This window comes from Peptostreptococcus porci, from assembly GCF_009695815.1.
GTDB lineage: Bacteria > Bacillota > Clostridia > Peptostreptococcales > Peptostreptococcaceae > Peptostreptococcus > Peptostreptococcus porci.
In genome coordinates this window covers 148465-170925 of sequence record NZ_VUNE01000003.1, presented here as the reverse complement: position 1 = coordinate 170925, position 22461 = coordinate 148465, and the positions used below count along the sequence as shown (strand labels likewise).

The window sequence follows — 22461 nt, the reverse complement described above, 5'->3', positions numbered from 1 at the left end:
TCCAAACAATGTAAATAAATATAAAAAAAGATACTGGTATAATCAGTATACATTTTTATTATAGCATTTTAGATACTTACTATCAATTGGTTTTAAACAATACTAACAATATTCTAAAAATAACAGATTGTATAGTCAAATGAATAGTGGGCAAGAGATTGAAAAATACACCATAAAACCTGCATAAATACCAATTGTTGTTTTCAACACATCAATAAAAAAATGACACTATCTGCTGTAATTATTAATTTGAACATTTTATTTATATATGATAAAATTGAATGAGATAAGTATATTTTTGATAGTAATGTTTTCAAATGATGAAAGCTTAAATTATAGGAGGAAAATTAATGAATATCAATCAAAAAGCAGTGGACGCATTGAGAATACTGTCTGCTGATCAGATTCAAAAAGCTAATTCGGGACATCCAGGATTGCCTTTGGGAGCAGCACCAGCCGCATATGAATTATGGGCAAATCATATGAATCACAATCCACAAAATCCAAATTGGTCAAACAGAGATAGATTTATATTATCTGCTGGTCATGGTTCGGCTCTTTTGTACTCATTATTGCATATGTTTGGATATGAAGGTCTAACTATTGATGAGCTTAAGAACTTTAGACAGCTTGATCATCTTACACCAGGACATCCTGAATATGGACATACTGTTGGTGTAGAAGCTACGACAGGTCCATTGGGAGCTGGTGTATCTACAGCAGTCGGTATGGCTATTGCAGAATCACATTTGGCAGCTAAGTTCAATAGAGATGGTTATCCAGTAGTAGATCATTATACGTTTGCTATGACTGGTGATGGATGTTTGATGGAAGGTATTTCTTATGAAGCACTTTCATTAGCAGGTACATTAAAACTAGGAAAACTGATAGTATTATATGATTCAAATGATATAACTATAGAGGGTAATACTGAGACAGCATTCAAGGAAGATGTAGCAAAAAGGTTTGAGGCTTTTGGTTTCCAAGTTCAAATAGTGGAAGACGGAAATGATCTAAAAGCTATAGGCGAGGCGATAGATGCTGCAAAGGCAGATCTTGAAAGACCTTCTATAATTATTTGTAGAACACAGATTGGATATGGTTGTCCAGCCAAAGTCGGCAAGGCATCTGCTCATGGAGAACCTCTTGGAGAAGAAAATATATTAGAATTGAGAAAATTCTTGGGCTGGGAAAGCAACGAAGCATTTGAAGTACCAGAAGAAATTTACTCTCACTATGATTCAATCGCCAAAGAGAATGCAATACAGGAAGATAAATGGAATTCAATGTTTGAAAAATATTGTACAGAATATCCAGAATTAAAAGAACAGTGGGATATATATCATTCAGATATAGATGTTGAAAATATAATTAATTCAGAGGAATACTGGAAGCATGAATCAAAGGCAATGGCTACTAGAGCAGTTTCTGGGGATTTAATCAACAAATTAAAAGAAATCTATCCAAATATGATTGGTGGATCGGCTGACTTGGCTCCATCAAATAAATCAGAGATGAAAAATGAAGGATTCTTCTCACCAGAAAACAGATTGGGAAGAAATATTCACTTTGGAGTAAGAGAGATGGCTATGACAGCTATTACAAATGGTATATACTTACATGGTGGTTTGAAGCCATTCTGTGCAACATTCTTTGTGTTTAGTGATTTTATGAAGCCGATGATCAGATTGGCAGCATTGATGGGGCTACCAGTTGCCTATGTGCTAACACATGACAGTATTGGTGTCGGAGAAGACGGACCAACGCATGAACCAGTTGAACAGCTAGCTATGCTTAGATCAATTCCAAATGTAAATGTATTCAGACCGGCAGATTATACTGAAACTGCAGTTGCATGGGCAAGTGCCATGGGATCAAAATCTACTCCTACAGCTATCGTGTTGACAAGACAGAATTTACCACAGATAGAAGGTTCATCAAAGGATGCATTTAAGGGTGCATATGTAATTTCCGAAGCATCTAATAAGGATAGCATTGACTTAATTTTACTTGCTTCTGGGTCAGAGGTAGAGTTGGCTGTAAACGCAAAGGCTGTTTTAGAAGGAGAAGGAAAATCTGTTAGAGTTGTATCTGTACCATGTATGGATATATTTGATAAGCAATCAAAGGAATACAAAGAAGAAGTTCTTCCTTCTAATGTTAGAGCTAGACTTGCGGTTGAAGCCGGTGGAACAATGCCATGGTTTAAATACGTTGGAATAGATGGAGATGTTGTTGGTATGACATCTTTTGGAGCATCTGCACCAGCTAGTGTGTTGTTTAAGCATTTTGGATTTACAACTGAAAACGTGGTAGAAAGAGCAAAAAAATTGATGTTCTAGTAAATTGAAATAAATTGAGAGGGGGTGTTAAATACGCTTCCTCTTTTTGGATTAAACGAAGGGTGATTATTATGAGGCTAGGAATTGTTGGATCTGGAATGATAGTAAACGATGTGTTACCAATATTAAAAGAGTTAGATATAGAAATAGTTGGAATATCAGGAACTGAGAGAAGTAAACAAAAGTTAATTGAGTTGAAGGAAATATTTAGTATCGAAAAAGTATTTACTGATTATGAAAATATGCTTGAAAGTCAAGAAATAGACACCGTATACATAGGAATCCCTAATCATCTTCATTATGAATATTCAAAAAAAGCATTGTTGTTCGGTAAAAATGTAATCTGTGAAAAGCCATTTACTCTTAATATGGATCAATTGATTGAAATAAAGGAGCTTGCTGAGGAAAAAAATCTAATATTGATAGAGGCAATAACCAATCAATATCTAAAAAATTATGAGTACATAAAAAGTAATTTAAAACGCATTGGCGATATAAAAATAATAGAATGCAATTATTCACAATATTCATCGAGATATGACGCATTCAAGAAAGGGATAATTTTGCCGGCATTTGATCCACAAAAGGGTGGAGGAGCATTGATGGATATAAATATTTACAACATTCATTTTGTTGTTGGATTGCTTGGCAGACCAAATAGGGTTGAATATGTGGCAAATATTGATAATGAAATTGATACATCAGGAATACTGATTATGGAATATGAAACCACAAAGGTGGTTTGTATAGGTGCAAAGGATTCGACATCTGAAATTAGGACAACTGTGCAGGGTGAAAAAGGTAGCTTTGTCGTGAATGGTGCAACAAACTCAATTCCAAGTGTATTGGAAAACATTCTTGGGGACAGGAAGGTATTTAACATCAATGAACACGAGCATAGGATGTACAGTGAGTTTAAGGAATTTAAGAGAATTATTGATGAAAAAGACCTTAAATCTGCAAAAGATAGAATGAATCATAGTCTTTTAGTAATGGAAATTGTGGATAAAGCAAGAATGATATAAATAAATGGCTAAATATCAGCACAAAATATGTTAATATCGCGTGCTTAGTTTAGCCATTTTTTGATAAAATATTTAATTTCCAGATTTTTTGTAACCGGCGTCTATGGCATCCTGTTCAGTGTCAAAATACACTGCATTTTTTTCGCTTACTTGGCTATAAGTCTTTGAGCCTGGCAAATGATATATTTTGCTTTTTTTATTACCTTTAATCTTATTTGATGTGGCATCACTTGATTTTTTTGAGTTGGTTGAAATATTTTTTTCGCCAGAATTACCGTTATTGAATTTTTTCTCCAAATCTGGATTCCAAAGTCCGATGTTTTTTTCACGAGCTGATGATTGTAGCTTTGAAAATAAATCGCTGTATCTACTATTAGGCTGATAGGTATACGCATGTGCATACCCATTTTTTACCAAATTGGCGTTGTACATAGATTCTATAATCTCCTCCTCAGAAGGATTGTCACTACTTGGTGCCGCTGTCCAAACATATCTTAAAAGCCTTCCATATTTATCTGTATCTGAAACGTCTTTTTGCAGATACACAGTTTTGTCAGTTAAATTTTTTTTGGTATAATCACTAGCTTCTCGACCGTAAAATTGAACTGGCTTGCTTGGATGGACAGTTTCAGGAGTATCTACACCTATCATCCTAACCTTGTAATCTTTTCCGTTTATTTGTACATTTATTGTATCTCCATCTACTACCTTTGTAACTTCTGCTGTTTCATAAAAATCGCTACTGCTAGATGACAAGTCGCTACAGCCAGCAAGGAACGTGATACTAATGAACAAAATAATAAATGTGAACAATATTTTAATATTTTTCTCTTTTCTAGTGTCTATTTTTTTTAATCTGTCGTTAGTTAATCTCATTTTTATTTTTTCTCCAAATCTAATTAATTTTATCTTCAAAATTATATGTTGATATATTTGCTTGATATCTTCAATTTTTTTTATATTATGAAATATTACTTTCGTGATTACCTTGAATTTCAGTGAATCATAATAGCTATGAATAAAATTATATACTATTTCTGAAAAAAAATAAAGCTCACATGAATATTTACATCTAATTAGGGGTACATTAATAATATCAAAAGGTGGAAGTTAAAAATTAATAATTAAGATGATAAAATAATGAAGGGAAGGAGAGTATATGATTTAAATGTAGATCATATGCAAAAATTAAGAATGAAAATATTAGAAAGTTTGAGGGCAAGAAGGACATATTACGGAATTAATAAGGATATACCAGTTTCAGAGGATAAGGTTGTTGAGTTGATTAATGAAGCTACTGAATTGATACCAGATGCATTTAATATGAAGAGTACGAGGATTGTTGTTGCAACAGGTTCAAAACAAGATGAGCTTTGGGACAAAATATATGACGCATTTGGTGGAAAGGTTGCAAGAGAAAAAATCGATAGTTTTAAGAGTGGTTACGGAACAATTCTTTATTTCTATGACAAGAATGTGGTAAAGGGACTTCAGGATCAATTCCCACTGTATGCTGACAATTTTCCGAAATGGGCGAGTCAATCATCTGCAATGCTACAGATCTCATTGTGGAGTGGCTTGAGAGAGCTAGGCATTGGAGCAAGTTTACAGCATTACAACCCAGCAATAGATCATATGGTTAGGGATTTATTTGATTTGCCCGATAGCTATGTGCTAGATGCTCAGATGCCGTTCGGTGGAATTATTTCAGAGCCTGATGCAAAGGAAAAGGAAGATATATCGAATAGAGTGAAATTTGTTAAGTAGTTGTTGGATGATGTACATGACCAAGAAATAAAAAGCTAGTAGATATTGGTCTTAGTATTTGGATTAATACCTCATTTCTTCTCTTGCAGTGATATTGTGTATGAGTATAGAAATGGGGTATTTTAATGCTCTAAATTGGTACTTAGTATTTGTCAAACTAATACTAGTTATGCTCAATTACTAATATTCAGTACATATTAGATTTTGATATTGAAATCAATTTTTTTTTGGTATATTATTAATGTAATGCAAGATATTTTATATTTTTAACATGATTCTGTTGTATTTGACACAAATAAAGGAGAAAAAAATGGAAGAGTATTTAGCAAAATCAAATCCGAGGGAATTTTTATGAAAAAAAATAGATTTGTAAGTAGGCTTTGGAAAAAAATACCTATAGAAATCAATAATATGAAAATGAATAACCATATAAATGAGATTTATGTTCCATACTCCTTTGAAGAATGGAACATGAAACATACTGATTCAAAAAAAGTATATATATTAAATCTTCTACTGGATGTACTAAGTTTTAAAAAAGATAATGATATTAATAGGATTTCAATTGGATGGATGAATATGTCTACTATTTCAAATTCATCGATATTAATATTTAATGATAGTGCTGAGGTAGATGAGTTTTTTAAAGGTAAAACAGAAAACTATGAAATTGATAAAGATGGTTTTTATTTTTACTTAGAACCAATTTGCTATGATGATTTGCCTAAAAATATAAAAAAAATAGTGAATTTGAGCAATATGGCTAAAAGTAAGCATAAAATTGAGTATTACATAGGTATTTCAAATAATGTAAAAATCGAAGAGTGTAGTATGGAAGAATACTATGCGATTTTAAAATAATAATTTAATATTTAAACCCATCTAATTTTGGTGTTATAACTGAGGGAGGACTGATATCATATACTTGACGATTTGGACAAAAAAACTCCATAAAAAGTTGACACTATCAACTTTTTATGATATATTATACTGGATTTTCAAAAACTATATAAGTTAACTATATAGTAAATTTATCAGATATATCATATTTGGATAGTATTGATATAATCGTATATCTATATTCTTAAAAAATTGGAGGGGTTTATATGAGGAAATTTTTTGACAATTATGGATACAAATTGCTGGTTATCATAACTGTAGCATTGGTATTTATAGGTTTTCGTGACTTTTTTAGTCAGTTTGCGGAGAAGGATAAATCCGTAGCGCTGTTTCCAGCGTTTTTGACTGCTTCGAGTCTGGTGCTATTGTATGCTGTGCCGACTGCATTCTTTGTACGCTATTTGGTTAACAGATTAAATGTTTCACGTAAGGTTGTTTTACTAAGCTTTATACTAGGATTTACAATACCGCTGTATCTAGGTGGTGAGGGGAACGCTCTAATTTCACAGGTTTTATTTTCAACAAGTGTTCCAAGAGCTGTGATTGATAGTTGGGGAGCTGCTTTAACAGCACCATTTACAGAAGAGATTGCAAAAGGTTTAGTTGTACTTTTAGTATATTTACTATGCAGAGGAATTTCATTAAAGGAAGCATTTGTGTCAGGCATGATCTCTGGATTCGGTTTTCAGGTTTTGGAGGATTGGGCGTATATTTCTCAAGCTACTTTTGGAGAAACAAACAGTGGATTTTCAATAGCTTTCGAGAGAGTGTCAAATGCTCTTGGCAGTCATATGGCTTTTGGGATAGTATTTGGTGTTGGACTTATAGCCATTATTAAAAATGTGCCTGCAATACCAAGGCTTAAAGCACTTTGCTTAATTTTAGCACCGGTTATACTGCATTTTATATGGAATTCTCCACTTGAAGGAGATTGGGTGAATCCTTTGTTTGGAAGTATTAACTTAAATCTTGCTTATTATGTATTCACCATTGTGAATCGCTTGGATGACAATGACAATATACTAGCGGCGAGAGAATTTGATAAAGCTGCAAAATTAAACTGACATTGTGTTCAAAAAAATATAAAAAATTGTTTAATAATAAGCTAATTAAAAGATATAATTAATAAAAATATGTTTAATAAAAAAGCTAAAATAGGAGGGGGTTTCCCTCCTATTTTTTATGGTAAACTTATACTGATTAATTTGAGTTTTTACTATATATTAACCACTGTATTTTTTTCAGACAGTGTGAATTGTGTTACTTTTTCTCCACCTGAAAGACTACCACTAGTATTTAGACTCGAATCAGTTGAGGAATCCTTATCTGAAGTATTTTTTGAGCTGTTTTCTGAAACAGTTCCTCCACTGTAAAGTGTATATGTTTCGCCTTCCTTAAGCTTGTCAGAGCTTATCAATAATGCTTGATAAGACTTTTGAGCTTTGAAAGATGTGATTATATTGTTATTAGAATCTACCAATGTCAAGGTTTGGTTCTCACTTTGTGTGGAATTAAATCCAAATGTCACTGTATTTTGTGAAGAGCTATCGTCGAATCCCTGATACATATCCGCAGTACCAATAGCTACAAAAGTTCCCTTTGTTATTTTTGCTGTTCCTGTGTAGTCAAGGCTTCCGTTTCCACCATTGGAAGGTCCGTAGACAATTGTTTTTCCGCCTGTTATATTGATGTCGGCATTTGAATCCAGACCATCTCCTTGTGCGTTTACAGTCAGAGAACCACCTGAGATGTTTACAGATACGCCGTCTTGAGCACTTTCTCCGCTGCCTCTTATTCCTTGAACGTCAGAGCTACCAGAGGTTCCGTTTATTCCATCGTCACTAGAAACAACAGAAGTCGTTCCACCCTTAATGTTGATCACCTTAGATTCAATTCCTTCGTAGCTATTTAAAATATCTACCTTTGCATCATTCGTGATATTCAAGGTATCTTCACTATGTATTCCGTCATCTCCGGCTTTTACACTTAGAGTTCCTCCGTTTATATTAATGTCTTTGTTGCTATGAAGAGCATCTTCTTCGGCATTTATCGTAATGCTACCACTATTGACAACGAGATCGGTACCTGACTTTAATCCCTTGATGCTTTCGCTTGAATCTGAATTTTCAGCATTTGTGCTAAAATTTTTCATATTCCCTCGATTGCCAAATTCCGAATTTGATTGTGGATTCCCGTTTTGTTGATTCATATCTGGTCTCATACCATTTTGACGCCCTCCACCTAATGAGTTTTGTTGTGATTGCGTAGATACAGTTTCTCCACCATCTCCGGTAGTGATATCGAAATCCCCATCATTTATTTCAAGTATTGTTTCTGCCTCAATGCCATCATTTGCGGCAGATATTTTAAATGTTCCACCGTCTATAGAAATCCATCCCTTTGATGAATCTGTTGAATTTGATGACTTGATTCCGTCTTTATTTGAGTTAAGATCGAAACTACCGCCTTTTATCGCAATTGAATCTTTTCCTGTTAGGGCATCGCCTTTGGAATCGACTTTGATATTTCCACCTGTTATTACCAATTCATCCTTTGATTTGATACCTTCATTGTTATTACTATTGACTGTTAGTGAGCCATTACCATTGATTGTCAAATCACACTTAGAGTAAATGGCAGCATCGGGTGAATCAGTTTCATTTGTTGTTGAAGAGTTATTCTCTGCGCTATTTGCACTATTTGTTTCTGCACTTTCAGAATTTTCTGTAGAGGTTGAAGCATTGCTTACAGAGCTTGTATTTGAACTATCTGTTGAGCTGTTTGAAACTACAGCGCTAGAGCTATCCACTATTTTATTTGTGGTATTGTCTGCCAATGTAAGGAATACCTTGTCTGCAGTCTTTATATTTAGTGGTATACTGTCTTTATTGGTTATGCTAGCATTATTAAGAACTATTTGAACTTTATCGGTGTCAGAAGCTTCAACAATTATTTGCCCACTATCCAGTGTTCCTGACAAAACATATGTTCCTCCAGATTTGATTATTAAATTCCCATTTTCTTCCTGAGTACCATCTCCAGAAACTGTGATTGAGTCACCTGAAAATGTGATCTTTGTGGCAGTGCTTTCATCCCATGAAGGATCCAAATCTTTGTCAGAGTATTTATCTGTTATAGATGATGTTGATGTGGCAGTTGTAGAAGTTGAGCTTGAATTTGTCAGAGCATTGCTACAGCCAGATGCGATAAGCGATGTGGCTATCAGAGCCAGGGCTAATTTGCTTTTTATTTTATAGTTTTTCATATTTCTCCTCCAATTAATTAATGTATTATATATAGTCAATGTGTGTTTGAAAATAGATTTAAATATTTAAAAATATTTTAAGTCGTTTTTGAGCTAAAGCTCTTCTTTTTTCTTTAATCTTCCACACATGATGTTTAGATTTCCGTTTCTGCAACGAAGATCATCAATAAATTTCTTTTCATCCTTTACATTTTTTAGTTTGATTTGATAGTAAAGCTCATATAGGCTTCCCATATTCGTTGTTTTTGCTGTTATTAAATCTGATTTTGTAGTATACTTTTCAAAAATATCATCGAAAACTTCTGTATAATCAAGACTTTCAGGTATTATTATTTTCAAATCTTTTTCTGAGTTTTTTTGATCAGCAAAATTGCTAGATAAAAGTATTAGATTTGCAATTCCAATTATCAACACGAAAAGTGCGGCTATTGCAATGTATCCCATACCAGCAGCCAAGCCTATTGCCATAGACAGGAATATACTTCCTATTTCTCTGGCCCCACCTGGTATTGATCTAAATCTTACCAAGCTAAAGGCTCCCATCACTGCAACCCCTGTTCCTAGGTTTCCATTTACCAGTAGTATAACTCCTTGTACTATAGCTGGTAGTAGCGCCAAAGTAACAACGAAATTTTTTGAATAAGAGTTTTTATACATATAGATAAATGTAGAAATTATTCCTAGTGCGATTGACACAATTGAGCAAATTAAGAAATTCTGAGCAGTTATTCCATTACTTACAATCGACGTTGTTAATATTTCATTAATCATGGTTTACTACCCCCTCTTCTAATAAAAATCTTCTAAGCATCGTCTTGTATGCGACACCGTACTTTGAAAAGGAAGAAGGCATTATCTTTAGCTCATCAAGCACTTTTGATAACCAAAGTGGCATCCCACCTATCGTTTTTATTTCCATTATGTATTGACCTTTTTCCAACAAATACTGTCCGTAAGAACCACTAGAAAGTGAGAGATCATAATCTCTGAAAAGTAGATTGTTGTCAAGTGTTATTCTTAGATTCTCGTCTTCAATTCCCTTCATAGCCAATCTGTGATATCCAATAAATACCTTTGGTTCAGGCTTATAGTAATCAAGTGACCATTGAATTTCTTTTCCAATCTGGGTATTATCCATACACTTATTTTTCATCATACAGACTTTTGCAGTGCTGTAAGGCATTTGTAGTCTTCTTTTGTATACGATACCATCATGCTTTTTCTTGATTTCTAGGAAAACATCATCGTATGCTTCAGGCGTTCCATAGCTCCTCAATCTAATTTTTTCTTTATACACTGGCTTTTCGATTGATGCTCTAATCATTTTGAAATCATGAGTATCATAGTATATATTATTAATTTGCGATTCAGAATATTCATCGAACTGCATTTGATTTTTGAACAGCATCATTAGCTTGTCATACTGATTGGTGTCGATAATATATTTCTTCTCATATCTTTTAAAAGTATTGATTGATTTTTTCATGGTTCTACCTCCGTAAAATTTTTATTTATATTTGATTTCTATTTATTAATTATTGTTAATAACATTAGGTTTTTTGTTAATAACAAAAGTTTACTATTTGTTTTATATCAGAAATTGAAAGGATTCTTAAAAAGTATTGAAAAGGATTATGTTCTTTAAGGTATTTTTTGGGTATTCTTATGAATATTTAAGAATCCTTCCAACTGATATTTATGTTTGGTTTATTAGCTGTTTTGTTTTAACTTGAGTACAGTATAGTTTTGTTCACTGAAACGAATCTTAAAATTCTATTTCAGAATATTTTAAGCTTGTAATTACAAAATACATCATATATATTTAATGTAAGAAAATATATACTTAGTGGAATAAATATTTGAATGAATAACAAAATGAAAGAATTAATAAGGCAAAATAATATAAAATAAATTTTAAGAGATAGTAATCATATTAAAATAGGAAGAAGGTAGTTATTATGAGAATATTAGTGGTAGAAGATGAGATAAGATTGTCTGAAGCAATTGGTCAGATCCTCGAGAACGAAAAGTATGAAGTTGATATTGCAAATGATGGCGAAGATGGTCTTGACTATGCTATGTCAGGTATTTATGATGCGATCATTCTCGATGTGATGCTTCCAAAAATTAATGGATTTGATGTCGTGAGAAATCTTAGAAAAAATAAGATTGCGACTCCAGTGATTATGTTGACTGCGAAAGATGAGATAGTTGATAAGGTGACAGGTTTGGATTTTGGAGCAGATGACTATATGACAAAACCTTTTGTGTCAGAGGAATTATTGGCGAGGCTTAGAGCGTTAACTAGAAGACAAGGTGAGGTTATATTTGAAGAATTGGAGTACGAGGACATAAAATTAAATCTATCCACATACACTCTACAATGTGGCGTCAAATCTGTACACCTATCTCATAAAGAGTTCGAGATAATGAAATTGATGCTTTCAAATCCGGCTTTAATAATTTCGAAGGAAATGCTAATAACAAAGGTTTGGGGATATGATTCTGATGCTGAGGATAATAATGTAGAGGTATACATATCATTTTTAAGAAAAAAATTGTTTTTTGTTAAATCTAAGGTAAATATTGGAACTGTTAGAAAGGTCGGATATAGATTGGAGTACTCTAATGATTAAGCAATTAAAAAGAAAATTTATTATGATAACAATGTCGTTGATCACGGTTGTTTTAGTTGCAGTATTTATTGCAACCTCTGTTATTCACTATAGTAGATTGACGAACGATAGCTATAGATCGATGGATAGGGTCGTAATGGGGAAAATGAATGGAGCATTCCAAAAACCTAAGATAGATGAAAAAGAAGAGAGAAGAGATTTTCAATTTGCACCGATTTTCTTTGTGGATTTGGACTCTGATGGTAATATTGTTTCTACGACTACAGACTATGTCAATATTACTGAAGACACTATTAAGACAGCGGTAGAAGCGGTGACAAAAAGTGAAAATGTCAGAGGTAGTCTATCGAAACTGAACTTATTATATTTAAGGCATATAAATAATGATGGAAGCATGAGAATTGTTTTTGCAGATCAAATACACAATAGAGAATCGCTATTTATTTTGATGAGAAATCTGTTAATAGTTGAAATATTTGCACTTGCTGTCTTCTGGGTGATGAGTGTTTATCTAGCCGGAGTGGCACTAAAGCCAGTTGAAAAGGCATGGGCTAATGAAAAGCAGTTTTTGGGGGATGCATCGCACGAGTTGAAAACACCACTAACTGTAATATTGACAAATCTTAGTATTTTAGAGTCAAATTCGAATTTAATTGATAAATCACAATTGAAGTGGATTAGGAATAGTAATTTTGAAGCAATGAGAATGAAAGAACTAATTGAACAAATGCTATTTCTGGCAAAATATGATTCATATCAGTTACCGACAGTAGAAGAAGAGGTAAATTTGAGTGAGTTAACTATGGAAAGTATATTGACCATGGAATCAATAGCATTTGAAAAAAATGTAGAATTTAAAGATAAAATAGAAGATGATGTAATAGTTACTGGAAATTCATCACAGCTAAAGCAGCTAGTCAATATTTTGCTTGACAATGCTTGTAAATACTCAGATGAAAAAACAGATATTAAGGTTAGTCTAAAGTATGACAAGGGTAGAAGTATATTGGAAGTAAATAACAAGGGTAATGTGATACCGAAAGAAGATATAGAAAAATTATTTGATAGATTTTATAGATCGGAAAAATCCAGAGTTCGAAAAGAGGGTGGATATGGGCTTGGATTATCTATTGCCAACAGTATAGTAAAGGCTCATAATGGGAAAATAGATGTTTGTAGTAATATAGAAGAAGGAACTACTTTTAGGGTGGTGATATAAGGTGAAATTGCGGTATTGGGCGAAAGCTTGGTACCGTATTTTATCATTGAAAAGGCTTGAAAAAAACATATAATAGAGTTAGAAAGAATGAAACAATTTGTTGTATTAATGTTATTTTTTGTAAATCAATATAGAAAACAAATAAAAAAAGCTTGATGTTTATCAAGCAAAAACCCTACAACGGGTGGCCATCTCTGGCGATTTGAATAAATTTTTATTTGAACTCGTGGTATAATTTTATATGGTCTTACAAAATTATTAACTACATTATATAACAATTGTTAGTTATTGTCAATATTTTTGAGGAGGATTTATTTTTATGAGTGTTAATACTAAGGATTATTTTTTAGGATTGGACATTGGAACTAATTCAGTAGGATGGGCAGTAACAGATGAAAGCTACAAAGTACTCAAGTTTAGGGGCAAAAGGATGTGGGGAGTTAGACTTTTTGAAGAAGGTCAAACTGCTAAAGAACGAAGAGTATATAGATCAAACAGAAGGCGACTAGAAAGAAGAAAAAACAGATTAGAATTATTAGAAATACTATTTTCAGAAGAGATTTCTAAAATAGATAAAGCTTTCTTTTTGAGATTAAAAGAAAGTAAGTATCATGTTTCAGATAAAAGGATAGAAACGTTAAACGTACTATTCGATGATATTACTTTTGGTGACAAAGAATTTTTCGAAAAATATCCAACCATATATCACTTGAGAGAAGCTTTGATGACAGATGACAGTGAACATGATATCAGAGAAATTTTTCTGGCGGCTCACCATATCGTAAAATACAGAGGTCATTTCTTGCTAAAAGGAGAGATATCAGATAATGGTGACTCAATTGGGATATTATTGGGGGATTTAATTAAAAAACTTAATTTAAATAATTATTTAGAAGAAGGGATGCTATCAGATAGTGAAGTTGATAGTATTTTGGAAATAATCAAAGAAAATAAAATGACAATTACCGATAAAACCAGCAAAATAAAGGCGATTTGTAAAAAAAATAAGTGTTTGTTGGAATTTCTAAAAGTCGCAATTGGAGGAACGGGTCAGTTAAAAAATATGTTCAACGATGAAGATTTACAGAAACTCGACAATGATGTAAAGAAAATTTGTTTTAGTTCAAAAGACTATGATGAAGTAAGAGATAGATTTGAAGAAGTATTGGGGGACAGGATAGAATATATAGATTTGGCAAAAAAATTGTATGACTCTCTAATACTTATGAAAATTAAACCAGAGGGGAAAAGCTTATCACAAGCAAAAATAGATGCATATAATAAACACAAAAATGATTTAAGGCTATTAAAGAAAATAACAAAAAGTAATAAGTCTGTGTACGATTCGATTTTCAAGGAAAGTAAAACTTCGGATGACAAAAAATACAAGGAACGTCCTAGTTATGCCTCTTACATAAAAAACAATGAAAATGGAAAAGGTACTAATAGAGAGGATTTTTACAAATATCTAAAGGATCAGTTGAAAAAAATTGGGGATTCTGCCGAAAAGGAACAAGTTTTGAATGATATTGAACTCCTAGACTTTTTACCTCTCCAAAGAGTGAAGGAAAATGGTACTATTCCGTATCAAATTCATGCGAACGAATTGAGAAAAATTCTTGAAAAAGCTTCGAAACACCATGATTTTTTAAATAAAACAATAGATGGCTTGAGCGTTTTTGAAATGATTATGAAGCTAATGACATTTAGAATTCCCTATTATGTCGGACCTATAAACGATTTTCATAGCAAAGGAAATGGAAATAATAGAAGTAATGTTTGGGTTGTTAGAAATTCGAATGAAAAAGTTACTCCATGGAATTTTGATAAAGTAATAGATATTGAGGCAAGTTCAGAAAAATTTATTGAAAACCTGACTAATAAATGCACATACTTAAGAAACGAAGATGTTTTGCCAAAGCAGTCTCTATTGTACTCGGAATTTTGTTTGTTGAATGAATTGAACAATCTGAAATGTGATGGAAAGGTATTGCCGACAAATATAAAACAAGATATGATTGAAAATGTTTTTTTAAAGAAGCACGGAAAAATTACCAAGAATAAAATATCTGAATTTCTAAAAATGCAAGGGTATTGCGATGGTAAATGTGAAATAACAGGTATGGATTTTGAAATAAAGTCAGATTTGAAGTCTCACAGAGAAATGATGGACATACTTGGTAATGATTTCAATTATATGATGGTTGAAGATTTGATTAGATGGATAACTATTTTTGGCGACTCTAGCAAGATACTTGAATCAAAAATTAAAAAGATATATGGCGACAGATTGACAAAAGAACAGATTAGGAAAATCACAAATTTAAAATATAAAGACTGGGGGAATTTTTCTTCAAAATTCTTGTCAATGATATTTAGTGATAAACTAATAAATGTCGAAACAGGGGAACATATGAATATTATAGAAGCAATGAGAAGTTTTCCTGAAAATCTGATGCAACTATTGAGTAATAGATACGACTTTATGGAAAAAATAAATGAAATAAATAATAGTACAGTATCTGAAATAGAAAAGATTGAGTATTCTATTATTGATGATCTATATGTTTCTCCTGCTGTAAAAAGAAGTCTATGGCAATCGATAAAAATAACAGAGGAAATTGTTAAAATTATGGGTTGTCAACCAAAGAAAATATTCATTGAGACGACAAGAAAACATGGTGAAAAGGGTAAGAGAACAGAGTCTAGAAAAGCGAAATTGAAGCTATCATATAAGGCAGTAAAAGATATTGATCAAAAATTAATAAATGAACTTGAGTCATATAATGATTCAGATCTTAGAAGAAAGAAGCTTTATTTATACTTTACACAATTGGGAAAATGTATGTACTGCGATGAAGAGATAGTCTTGGAAAAATTATTTACAAATGACTATCAGATAGATCACATTTATCCTAGAAGTAAAACGAAGGATGATAGTTTTGATAATTTAGTATTAGTTCATTTGAGTTGCAATCAAATAAAAGAAGATAAATTGCTTTCTTCTGATGTAAGAAAAAACAAACTAATGTTTTGGAAATCATTACACGAATGTGGGCTTATTAGTGATAGAAAATTTGAAAAATTGACCAGAACGGAGGATTTTACTGACGAAGAACTTTCTGGATTTATAGCAAGGCAAATAGTAGAAACATCACAATCAGCAAAAGCAGCTGCTGAAATAATGGGTAGAATTTATCGTGAATCAAGTATTGTTTATGTGAAAGCTGAAAATGTGAGCGATTTTAGGAATGAGAGCGATCCAAATAAGGAAAATAATAAGAAGAAAAAAGGCAAAGAGATCAGCAATAAATTCAAAGAAGAAAAAGAAAATCCATTCGTTAAGGTTAGAGAAATAAATGATCATCATCATGCAAAGGATGCATATTTAAACATAGTTGTAGGAAATGTGTATGATGAGAAATTTACTAAAAATCCTATGAATTTTATTTCCAAAAAAGATGGGAGAAAGTATAATTTAGCCAAATTATTTTATCAGGATTTAAAAAATGGTGAAAAAGTTATTTGGGATAAATCAAAATCAATAAAAACTGTAGAAAAGATGATGAGATGTAACGATGTTAGGGTAACAAGGATGGTTAAGGAGCAGAAAGGCGCACTTTATAACGCAACACTATACAAAAAATCTGAAGCGAAACCAGAATCATATTTTCCAATAAAGATGGGTGATGAGAGATTAAAAGATGTTAAAAAGTATGGTGGATTTACAAATATAAAAAATTCATATTTTTCAATAGTTAGGTATGAGTTAGAAGATAATGGAAAAATCGAAACGAGATTAGTTCCTATACCAATTTTTATCGCAAAATCGATAAAAAATAGAAATATGTTAGAAAAATATGTATATGAAAATAATTTCAAAAAAAATGATAAAACAATAGGTAAATTTAAAATTCTATTTGATAAGCTTTATATTGGGTCTTTAATAAAAGTTGATGAATTTAATTACTATTTAGGAGGAAAAACAAACAATAGTGCATGGATAGATAGTGCAGTACAAGTGATTTTTGGTTTAGATAAGCTAGCATATTTAAAGAAACTTGTAAAGGCATGCAATATAAATGAAATAGATGATGATAGTGCGGTATATTACGGTATTTCAAAAGACGAAAATATTAAAATGTATAAAACTATAGTAGAAAAAATGGGTACACAGATGTTTTTAAAGAAAAAAAATAACAAATACTACGATTTCGATTCTTCCAGTGTATTAGAAAAATTTAGTAATCTAACAATTGTAGAGCAATCGAAACTGTTACTTGAAATGTTAAACTCCTTAACGGATAAAAAAACCACTCGTAACCTTAAACCACTCGTAACATCCAGTAGATCTACTCTTTCCTTGGACATAAGCAACTTGAATAGTTTTACAATTATTAACCAGTCAGTTACTGGACTATTTGAAAATAATATAGAAATAATAAAATAGTTATGAGTTGGAGAACAGTTGTAGTTAGTAAAAGGTCAAAACTAGATTACAAAATGAATTATCTTGTTGTAAGAAATATTGAAGACACAAAGAAGATTTTTTTGGATGAAATTTATATGCTCATTATTGAGTCAACAGCCGTATCTATAACGGCTGTACTCATTAATGAGTTGATTTCTAGAAAAATTAAAGTTATTTTCTGTGATGAAAAAAGAAATCCATCATCAGAGTTGATTGGGTACTATGGCTCTCACGATACAAGTATGAAATATAGAAATCAATTATCGTGGACAAAGCATACTAAAGAGCTAGTTTGGACAGAAATAGTAAGAGAAAAAATTAATAATCAGTCTAAGTTGCTTAAAGAAAATGGAGTGGAAGATTATATTTTGCTAGAGAAATATTGTGATGAATTAGAACATTTTGATGTGACAAATCGAGAAGGTCATGCGGCAAAAGTATATTTTAATTTGATTTTTGGAAGTGAATTTTCAAGATCAGATTCAAGTTCTCATATTAATTCGGCATTGAATTATGGATATGCTATATTACTTTCGTCAATAAATAGAGAGATAGTATCCATGGGGTACATGACACAATTTGGATTATTTCATGATAATATGTTTAATCAATTTAATCTTTCCTGCGATTTAATGGAACCTTTTAGAATATTTATTGATAGAATTGTGCTTGAAATGGATGTTAAAAAATTTGATAGCGAGGAAAAAAAAGAATTGTTAAATAGAATTTTTGAACGAAGCATATTGATTGATAATCAAAATATGTATTTTTCGAATGCAATAAATGTGTATTGTAGAAGTGTTTTCGATGCATTAAATGAAAATGATATATCGAGGTTGAAATTTTGGAGATATGAGTTATAGGTTTATGAGAGTTATTGTAATGTTTGATTTACCCTCTGTAACTTCAGAGGAAAAAAGGGAATATAGAAATTTCAGAAAATATTTAATAAAAAATGGTTTTATGATGTTACAAGAGTCAGTTTATTGCAAACTGGCTCTAAATCAAAATGCTTCAACTTATATAATGAATGCTGTAAGAAAAAATAAACCAAAAACAGGACTAATTCAGATGATTGCTATTACAGAAAAACAATTTTCAAAAATGGAGTTGGTTCTTGGAGAAACAAATGAGGAAATAATAAACTCAGAAGAAAGGGTTGTAGTAATATGAAACTTGTGAATTCAAATCTTGAAATGATAATAGATTTTGAAAAAGGATACTTTCAACTATTAACAATTGAAAATAAAAGTTATTATAGAAAATTCATTTATAATTTAATTGATCAGATTGAAGGTAACGAAGGCAGTTTTTGTTTGTCAAATAATGATAAAATTTTAGATATGTCTAAACGAATGGTGGCGATTTCTGATATTTTCAATATTGATATAAACTCAAAAAAAATAAAAAATAAGTTGATTTCAATAATTTCTAATGAAGTAAAAGATAATTATGATGAGATTAAGCATTTAATTGATAATTTGGAGAATTCAATAGATGTGGCAATATTCGATTTTGAGACACCTATTTATAGAAAGAAGGACATTTTTTTTGAAGATTTGTTGAAACTTGTTGATATAGAATTTGAAAAAACTGATGATGTATTAGATACATTATTAAATTATATTGAATTTTGTAGCAATTACTTGTCTGTTGATGTTTTTGTTTTTTTTAATTTATCAATTTTTTTTACTGAAAGTGAATTTGAACTTTTTTGTGAAGAAATGATAAAAAAGGAGTATTATATTTTAGACATAGAAAGTGAAATAAGAGACTGTTTTCCTATTGACAGTAGTCACATTGTTAGATATATTATAGATATAGATTTGTGTGAAATCTAGTCATATAAAATTATACAGCAATTGTGGTAGTTGTGCTCTTGATCTCAGCTATGAAAATTTTGAGGTTTGAGAGTGGTGTAATTTTATATGGTACTTAAACGATTAATGCACAAACTGCAGAAGCTAAATTGTTTGAGAGTGGTGTAATTTTATATGGTACTTAAACAGAATCACGAATAAATGAATTGGCTACAAGGTTTGAGAGTGGTGTAATTTTATATGGTACTTAAACTGTTAAAGTTGTTGTTATGGGTGATAACAAGTTTGAGAGTGGTGTAATTTTATATGGTACTTAAACAGGAGTATCAAGAGTTACTATATCCTTAATGTTTGAGAGTGGTGTAATTTTATATGGTACTTAAACCTGAACAGATTGACGATTTAACTGCTAAATGTTTGAGAGTGGTGTAATTTTATATGGTACTTAAACTATAATTCTTCTTTAAGTTCTTACAGTTATGTTTGAGAGTGGTGTAATTTTATATGGTACTTAAACATTGGCACTCCAACTTTGATTAAATACCATGTTTGAGAGTGGTGTAATTTTATATGGTACTTAAACTTATATGATTGGAGTAAAGTAGCTTATGAAGTTTGAGAGTGGTGTAATTTTATATGGTACTTAAACTTCTTATCCAATCGTTAGAGTTGAATTCACAAAGATCACCAATTATTGAACGTTTTACATCATTACTGATGAAACAACCCTTATTAGTCAAAGATGTTTTTGCCATAAATGTTTTTTTACACGATTTACAATAGAATCTCTGTTTTTTTACTCTTAACAGTATTGGATTATTTCCAGCTCTATTAAAAACGATTTTGACCATTTGGCTACCATTTTTTACAATGTTATGTCCTTCTTTATTAGAATTGCAATGTGGACAGTGTGATGGTTCATATGTCAAAATGGCATTTAATACACAATATTTTACACTTTTTATTGTTTCGAAAATTTATTCTCCAGTTAATACTAAATTTTTATCGCCAATTCCTAAAATATTTGATATACTATTACTTTAAAACATGTTGAATCCCCTTTACTATTGTTTTTGTCGACTTTATTGTACAACGGATTTGACATGTTTTCAATTTTTTTGAAAAAAATAGCGCTGATTGTTTCTGAATTCATCTTTCAATGAATTTGAAAATTTTTACCATAAACGCTAAATATTATACAACAGAATTTTTAAAGTGGCGTATCAAAATGAAAAAAATGATACTCCACTATTTTTTTACTATAGTAATTTAATGGTATTTGGGTATATACTAAGATATATTAAAAGAAAGGGGCAATATATGAAAGTTTTAGTTATTGGTGGTGTGGCTGGTGGTGCAAGTGTTGCTGCTAGAGTACGCCGCATTGATGAAAAATCCGAAGTTATTATTATTGAAAGGGGACCTCATGTTTCTTTTTCTAACTGCTGTTTACCGTTTCATCTTAGTGGAATAGTTGAACGAAGTGATGATTTGGTGCTGATGGACCCAGTTGAATTTTCAACCAAATATAATATTGAAGCTAGAGTTAATCACGAGGTGGTAAAAATCAGACCAGATGGCAAAATCGTCGAAATAAAAAATTTGATAACTGGGAAATTATATGAAGAGTCCTATGATAAGTTGGCTTTGGCACCAGGTGCATCTGCAATTAGACCACAGTCTATAACTGGTGTAAATAATGCGAATGTATTTGTGGTTAAGAATGTTGTGGATATCAATAATTTGCAGTCGTATATCGTTGAAAAAAATGTCGATAATATCGCAGTTGTCGGTGGTGGATTTATTGGATTGGAAATTTGTGAGAATTTAGTTGAGGCGGGAAAATCAGTTTCCTTGATTGAGGGAACTAATCAAGTTATGCAACCACTAGATTATGATATGGCACAGATTGCTCACAAGGAATTGCTTGATAATGGAGTGAAGATGTATCTTGAGGAAAAAGTCGTTTCAATTGAGGCATCTACTGTTATTTTGGAATCCGGCAAATCTGTTGAGGCAGATGTTGTCGTAATGGCAATAGGTGTTCAACCTGAGACTTCTCTGGCAAGAGATTGTGGTATCGAAATTGGAAAAACTGGTGCAATTTTAGTTAATCATAACTATCAAACCAATTATCCAGATATTTACGCTGTTGGTGATGTAGTTGAGGTCACAAGTAAGTTGACTGGTGATAAGACCAGACTTTCACTTGCTGGTCCTGCACAAAGACAGGCGAGGGCAGCGGCTGATCATATGTTTGGAAAATATCATAACAATAAAGGTGTAATAGGGTCAAGCTGTATACATTTATTTAATTACAATATTGCAAATACAGGTCTTAATGAAAAAGATTGTAAAAAATATGGAATTAATTATGATTTTGTCTATATTATTCCAAACGACAAGGTTGGATTAATGCCAAATTCTAAGCCTTTATTTTTCAAACTATTGTTTGAGGTTCCAACTGGAAAAATATTAGGAGCACAGGCAATAGGAAGGGGTGCAGCTGATAAGAGAATTGATGTCATAGCTACATTGATATCTATGAATGGTACTCTTGAAGATTTGAAAGAACTAGAATTATGTTATTCTCCTTATTATTCGACTGCAAAAGATGTAGTAAACCATGCTGCCTTAGTTGCATTAAATGTATTGCACGCCGACTTCAAACAGGTTCCAGTTTCGCAAGTCAGAAGATTGGTCGAAGATAATGCGTTTATCATTGATGTTAGAGAAAAAGGAGAATTTGAAAGTGGTCATCTTGTAAATGCGATAAATATTCCAATGTCCGAATTTAGGGATAGATTGGATGAAATTCCAAAAGATATACCGGTATATTTGCATTGTAGGTCATCGCAGAGAAGCTATAATGTTATTTCTGCTTTGCAAGGATTGGGATATAGGAATTTGATAAATATCTCAGGTTCATTTCTGGGAATATCGTTTAATGAATATTTCTTAGATCAAACTACATCAAGAGATAAAATTGTAACTGAATATAATTTTAATTAATAGA

Annotated in this window: 16 protein-coding genes, 1 pseudogene and 1 CRISPR repeat array; of the genes and pseudogenes, 12 read left to right on the top strand and 5 right to left on the bottom strand. The window is 31.6% G+C overall.

Annotated elements, in window-relative coordinates; genetic code table 11:
• The first annotated feature begins 350 nt into the window (after window positions 1-350).
• Both tkt and FYJ71_RS06475 read left to right on the top strand, forming a co-directional pair.
• Window positions 351-2342: a transketolase gene (gene tkt / locus FYJ71_RS06480; RefSeq protein WP_154537984.1), complete on the top strand. Its 1992-nt coding sequence runs from the start codon at window positions 351-353 to the stop codon at window positions 2340-2342.
• A 71-nt stretch (window positions 2343-2413) separates the two neighbouring features.
• Window positions 2414-3367, top strand: a complete 954-nt coding sequence (locus tag FYJ71_RS06475; RefSeq protein WP_154537983.1) for a Gfo/Idh/MocA family protein — start codon at window positions 2414-2416, stop codon at window positions 3365-3367.
• Between the two features lie 72 nt (window positions 3368-3439).
• Here FYJ71_RS06475 and FYJ71_RS06470 read toward each other — a convergent pair whose 3' ends face one another.
• Window positions 3440-4243 (bottom strand): thermonuclease family protein, encoded by an 804-nt coding sequence (locus FYJ71_RS06470; RefSeq protein ID WP_154537982.1) that lies wholly within the window; start codon window positions 4241-4243, stop codon window positions 3440-3442.
• A 303-nt stretch (window positions 4244-4546) separates the two neighbouring features.
• Here FYJ71_RS06470 and FYJ71_RS06465 point away from each other — a divergent pair, with 303 nt between their 5' ends.
• From FYJ71_RS06465 to FYJ71_RS06455, 3 genes are all read left to right on the top strand, one after another.
• Entirely contained in the window at window positions 4547-5134 is a 588-nt protein-coding gene (locus FYJ71_RS06465) for a nitroreductase family protein (protein WP_331468048.1), read from the top strand.
• Between the two features lie 351 nt (window positions 5135-5485).
• A complete protein-coding gene (locus FYJ71_RS06460) occupies window positions 5486-5995 on the top strand; it encodes a hypothetical protein (RefSeq protein ID WP_154537981.1) in 510 nt (169 codons plus the stop codon).
• Between the two features lie 245 nt (window positions 5996-6240).
• Window positions 6241-7098: a PrsW family glutamic-type intramembrane protease gene (locus tag FYJ71_RS06455; RefSeq protein WP_154537980.1), complete on the top strand. Its 858-nt coding sequence runs from the start codon at window positions 6241-6243 to the stop codon at window positions 7096-7098.
• A gap of 152 nt (window positions 7099-7250) precedes the next feature.
• On the opposite strand, the gene FYJ71_RS06450 is transcribed toward FYJ71_RS06455, so the two are convergent.
• From FYJ71_RS06450 to FYJ71_RS06440, 3 genes are all read right to left on the bottom strand, one after another.
• Window positions 7251-9299 carry a carbohydrate-binding domain-containing protein gene (locus FYJ71_RS06450; RefSeq protein WP_154537979.1) on the bottom strand — a complete coding sequence of 683 codons (2049 nt, stop codon included), beginning with the start codon at window positions 9297-9299 and terminating at the stop codon, window positions 7251-7253.
• Window positions 9300-9392: 93 nt separating this feature from the next.
• The gene (locus FYJ71_RS06445) at window positions 9393-10070 is read right to left on the bottom strand and encodes a DUF4956 domain-containing protein (protein WP_154537978.1); all 678 of its coding nucleotides are present in this window, start codon (window positions 10068-10070) and stop codon (window positions 9393-9395) included.
• The gene (locus tag FYJ71_RS06440; protein ID WP_154537977.1) at window positions 10063-10785 is read right to left on the bottom strand and encodes a polyphosphate polymerase domain-containing protein; all 723 of its coding nucleotides are present in this window, start codon (window positions 10783-10785) and stop codon (window positions 10063-10065) included. Before FYJ71_RS06440 ends, FYJ71_RS06445 begins: the two co-directional genes overlap by 8 nt.
• Window positions 10786-11257: 472 nt before the next feature.
• Between FYJ71_RS06440 and FYJ71_RS06435 the strand changes: the two genes are divergently transcribed.
• From FYJ71_RS06435 to csn2, 6 genes are all read left to right on the top strand, one after another.
• Window positions 11258-11935 carry a response regulator transcription factor gene (locus FYJ71_RS06435; RefSeq protein ID WP_154537976.1) on the top strand — a complete coding sequence of 226 codons (678 nt, stop codon included), beginning with the start codon at window positions 11258-11260 and terminating at the stop codon, window positions 11933-11935.
• Complete coding sequence (locus FYJ71_RS06430; RefSeq protein WP_154537975.1) at window positions 11928-13154, top strand: sensor histidine kinase; 1227 nt, start codon at window positions 11928-11930, stop codon at window positions 13152-13154. The genes FYJ71_RS06435 and FYJ71_RS06430 overlap by 8 nt, the downstream gene beginning before the upstream one ends.
• Window positions 13155-13473: 319 nt before the next feature.
• Window positions 13474-17604: a type II CRISPR RNA-guided endonuclease Cas9 gene (gene cas9 / locus FYJ71_RS06425; protein ID WP_154537974.1), complete on the top strand. Its 4131-nt coding sequence runs from the start codon at window positions 13474-13476 to the stop codon at window positions 17602-17604.
• A 2-nt stretch (window positions 17605-17606) separates the two neighbouring features.
• On the top strand, window positions 17607-18488 hold the full coding sequence (gene cas1, locus FYJ71_RS06420; RefSeq protein WP_154537973.1) for a type II CRISPR-associated endonuclease Cas1: 882 nt from the start codon (window positions 17607-17609) through the stop codon (window positions 18486-18488).
• Complete coding sequence (gene cas2, locus FYJ71_RS06415; protein ID WP_235899094.1) at window positions 18478-18798, top strand: CRISPR-associated endonuclease Cas2; 321 nt, start codon at window positions 18478-18480, stop codon at window positions 18796-18798. Before cas1 ends, cas2 begins: the two co-directional genes overlap by 11 nt.
• On the top strand, window positions 18795-19466 hold the full coding sequence (gene csn2, locus FYJ71_RS06410) for a type II-A CRISPR-associated protein Csn2 (RefSeq protein ID WP_154537972.1): 672 nt from the start codon (window positions 18795-18797) through the stop codon (window positions 19464-19466). Before cas2 ends, csn2 begins: the two co-directional genes overlap by 4 nt.
• A gap of 64 nt (window positions 19467-19530) precedes the next feature.
• A CRISPR array of direct repeats spans window positions 19531-20094; the repeat unit is 36 nt; unit sequence GTTTGAGAGTGGTGTAATTTTATATGGTACTTAAAC.
• A 130-nt stretch (window positions 20095-20224) separates the two neighbouring features.
• Here the strand turns inward: csn2 and FYJ71_RS10185 are convergent.
• A pseudogene (locus FYJ71_RS10185) lies at window positions 20225-20374 on the bottom strand (ISL3 family transposase); the annotation flags it as partial.
• Between the two features lie 391 nt (window positions 20375-20765).
• Between FYJ71_RS10185 and FYJ71_RS06400 the strand changes: the two are divergent.
• The gene (locus tag FYJ71_RS06400) at window positions 20766-22457 is read left to right on the top strand and encodes an FAD-dependent oxidoreductase (protein ID WP_154537971.1); all 1692 of its coding nucleotides are present in this window, start codon (window positions 20766-20768) and stop codon (window positions 22455-22457) included.
• Window positions 22458-22461: the final 4 nt, after the last annotated feature.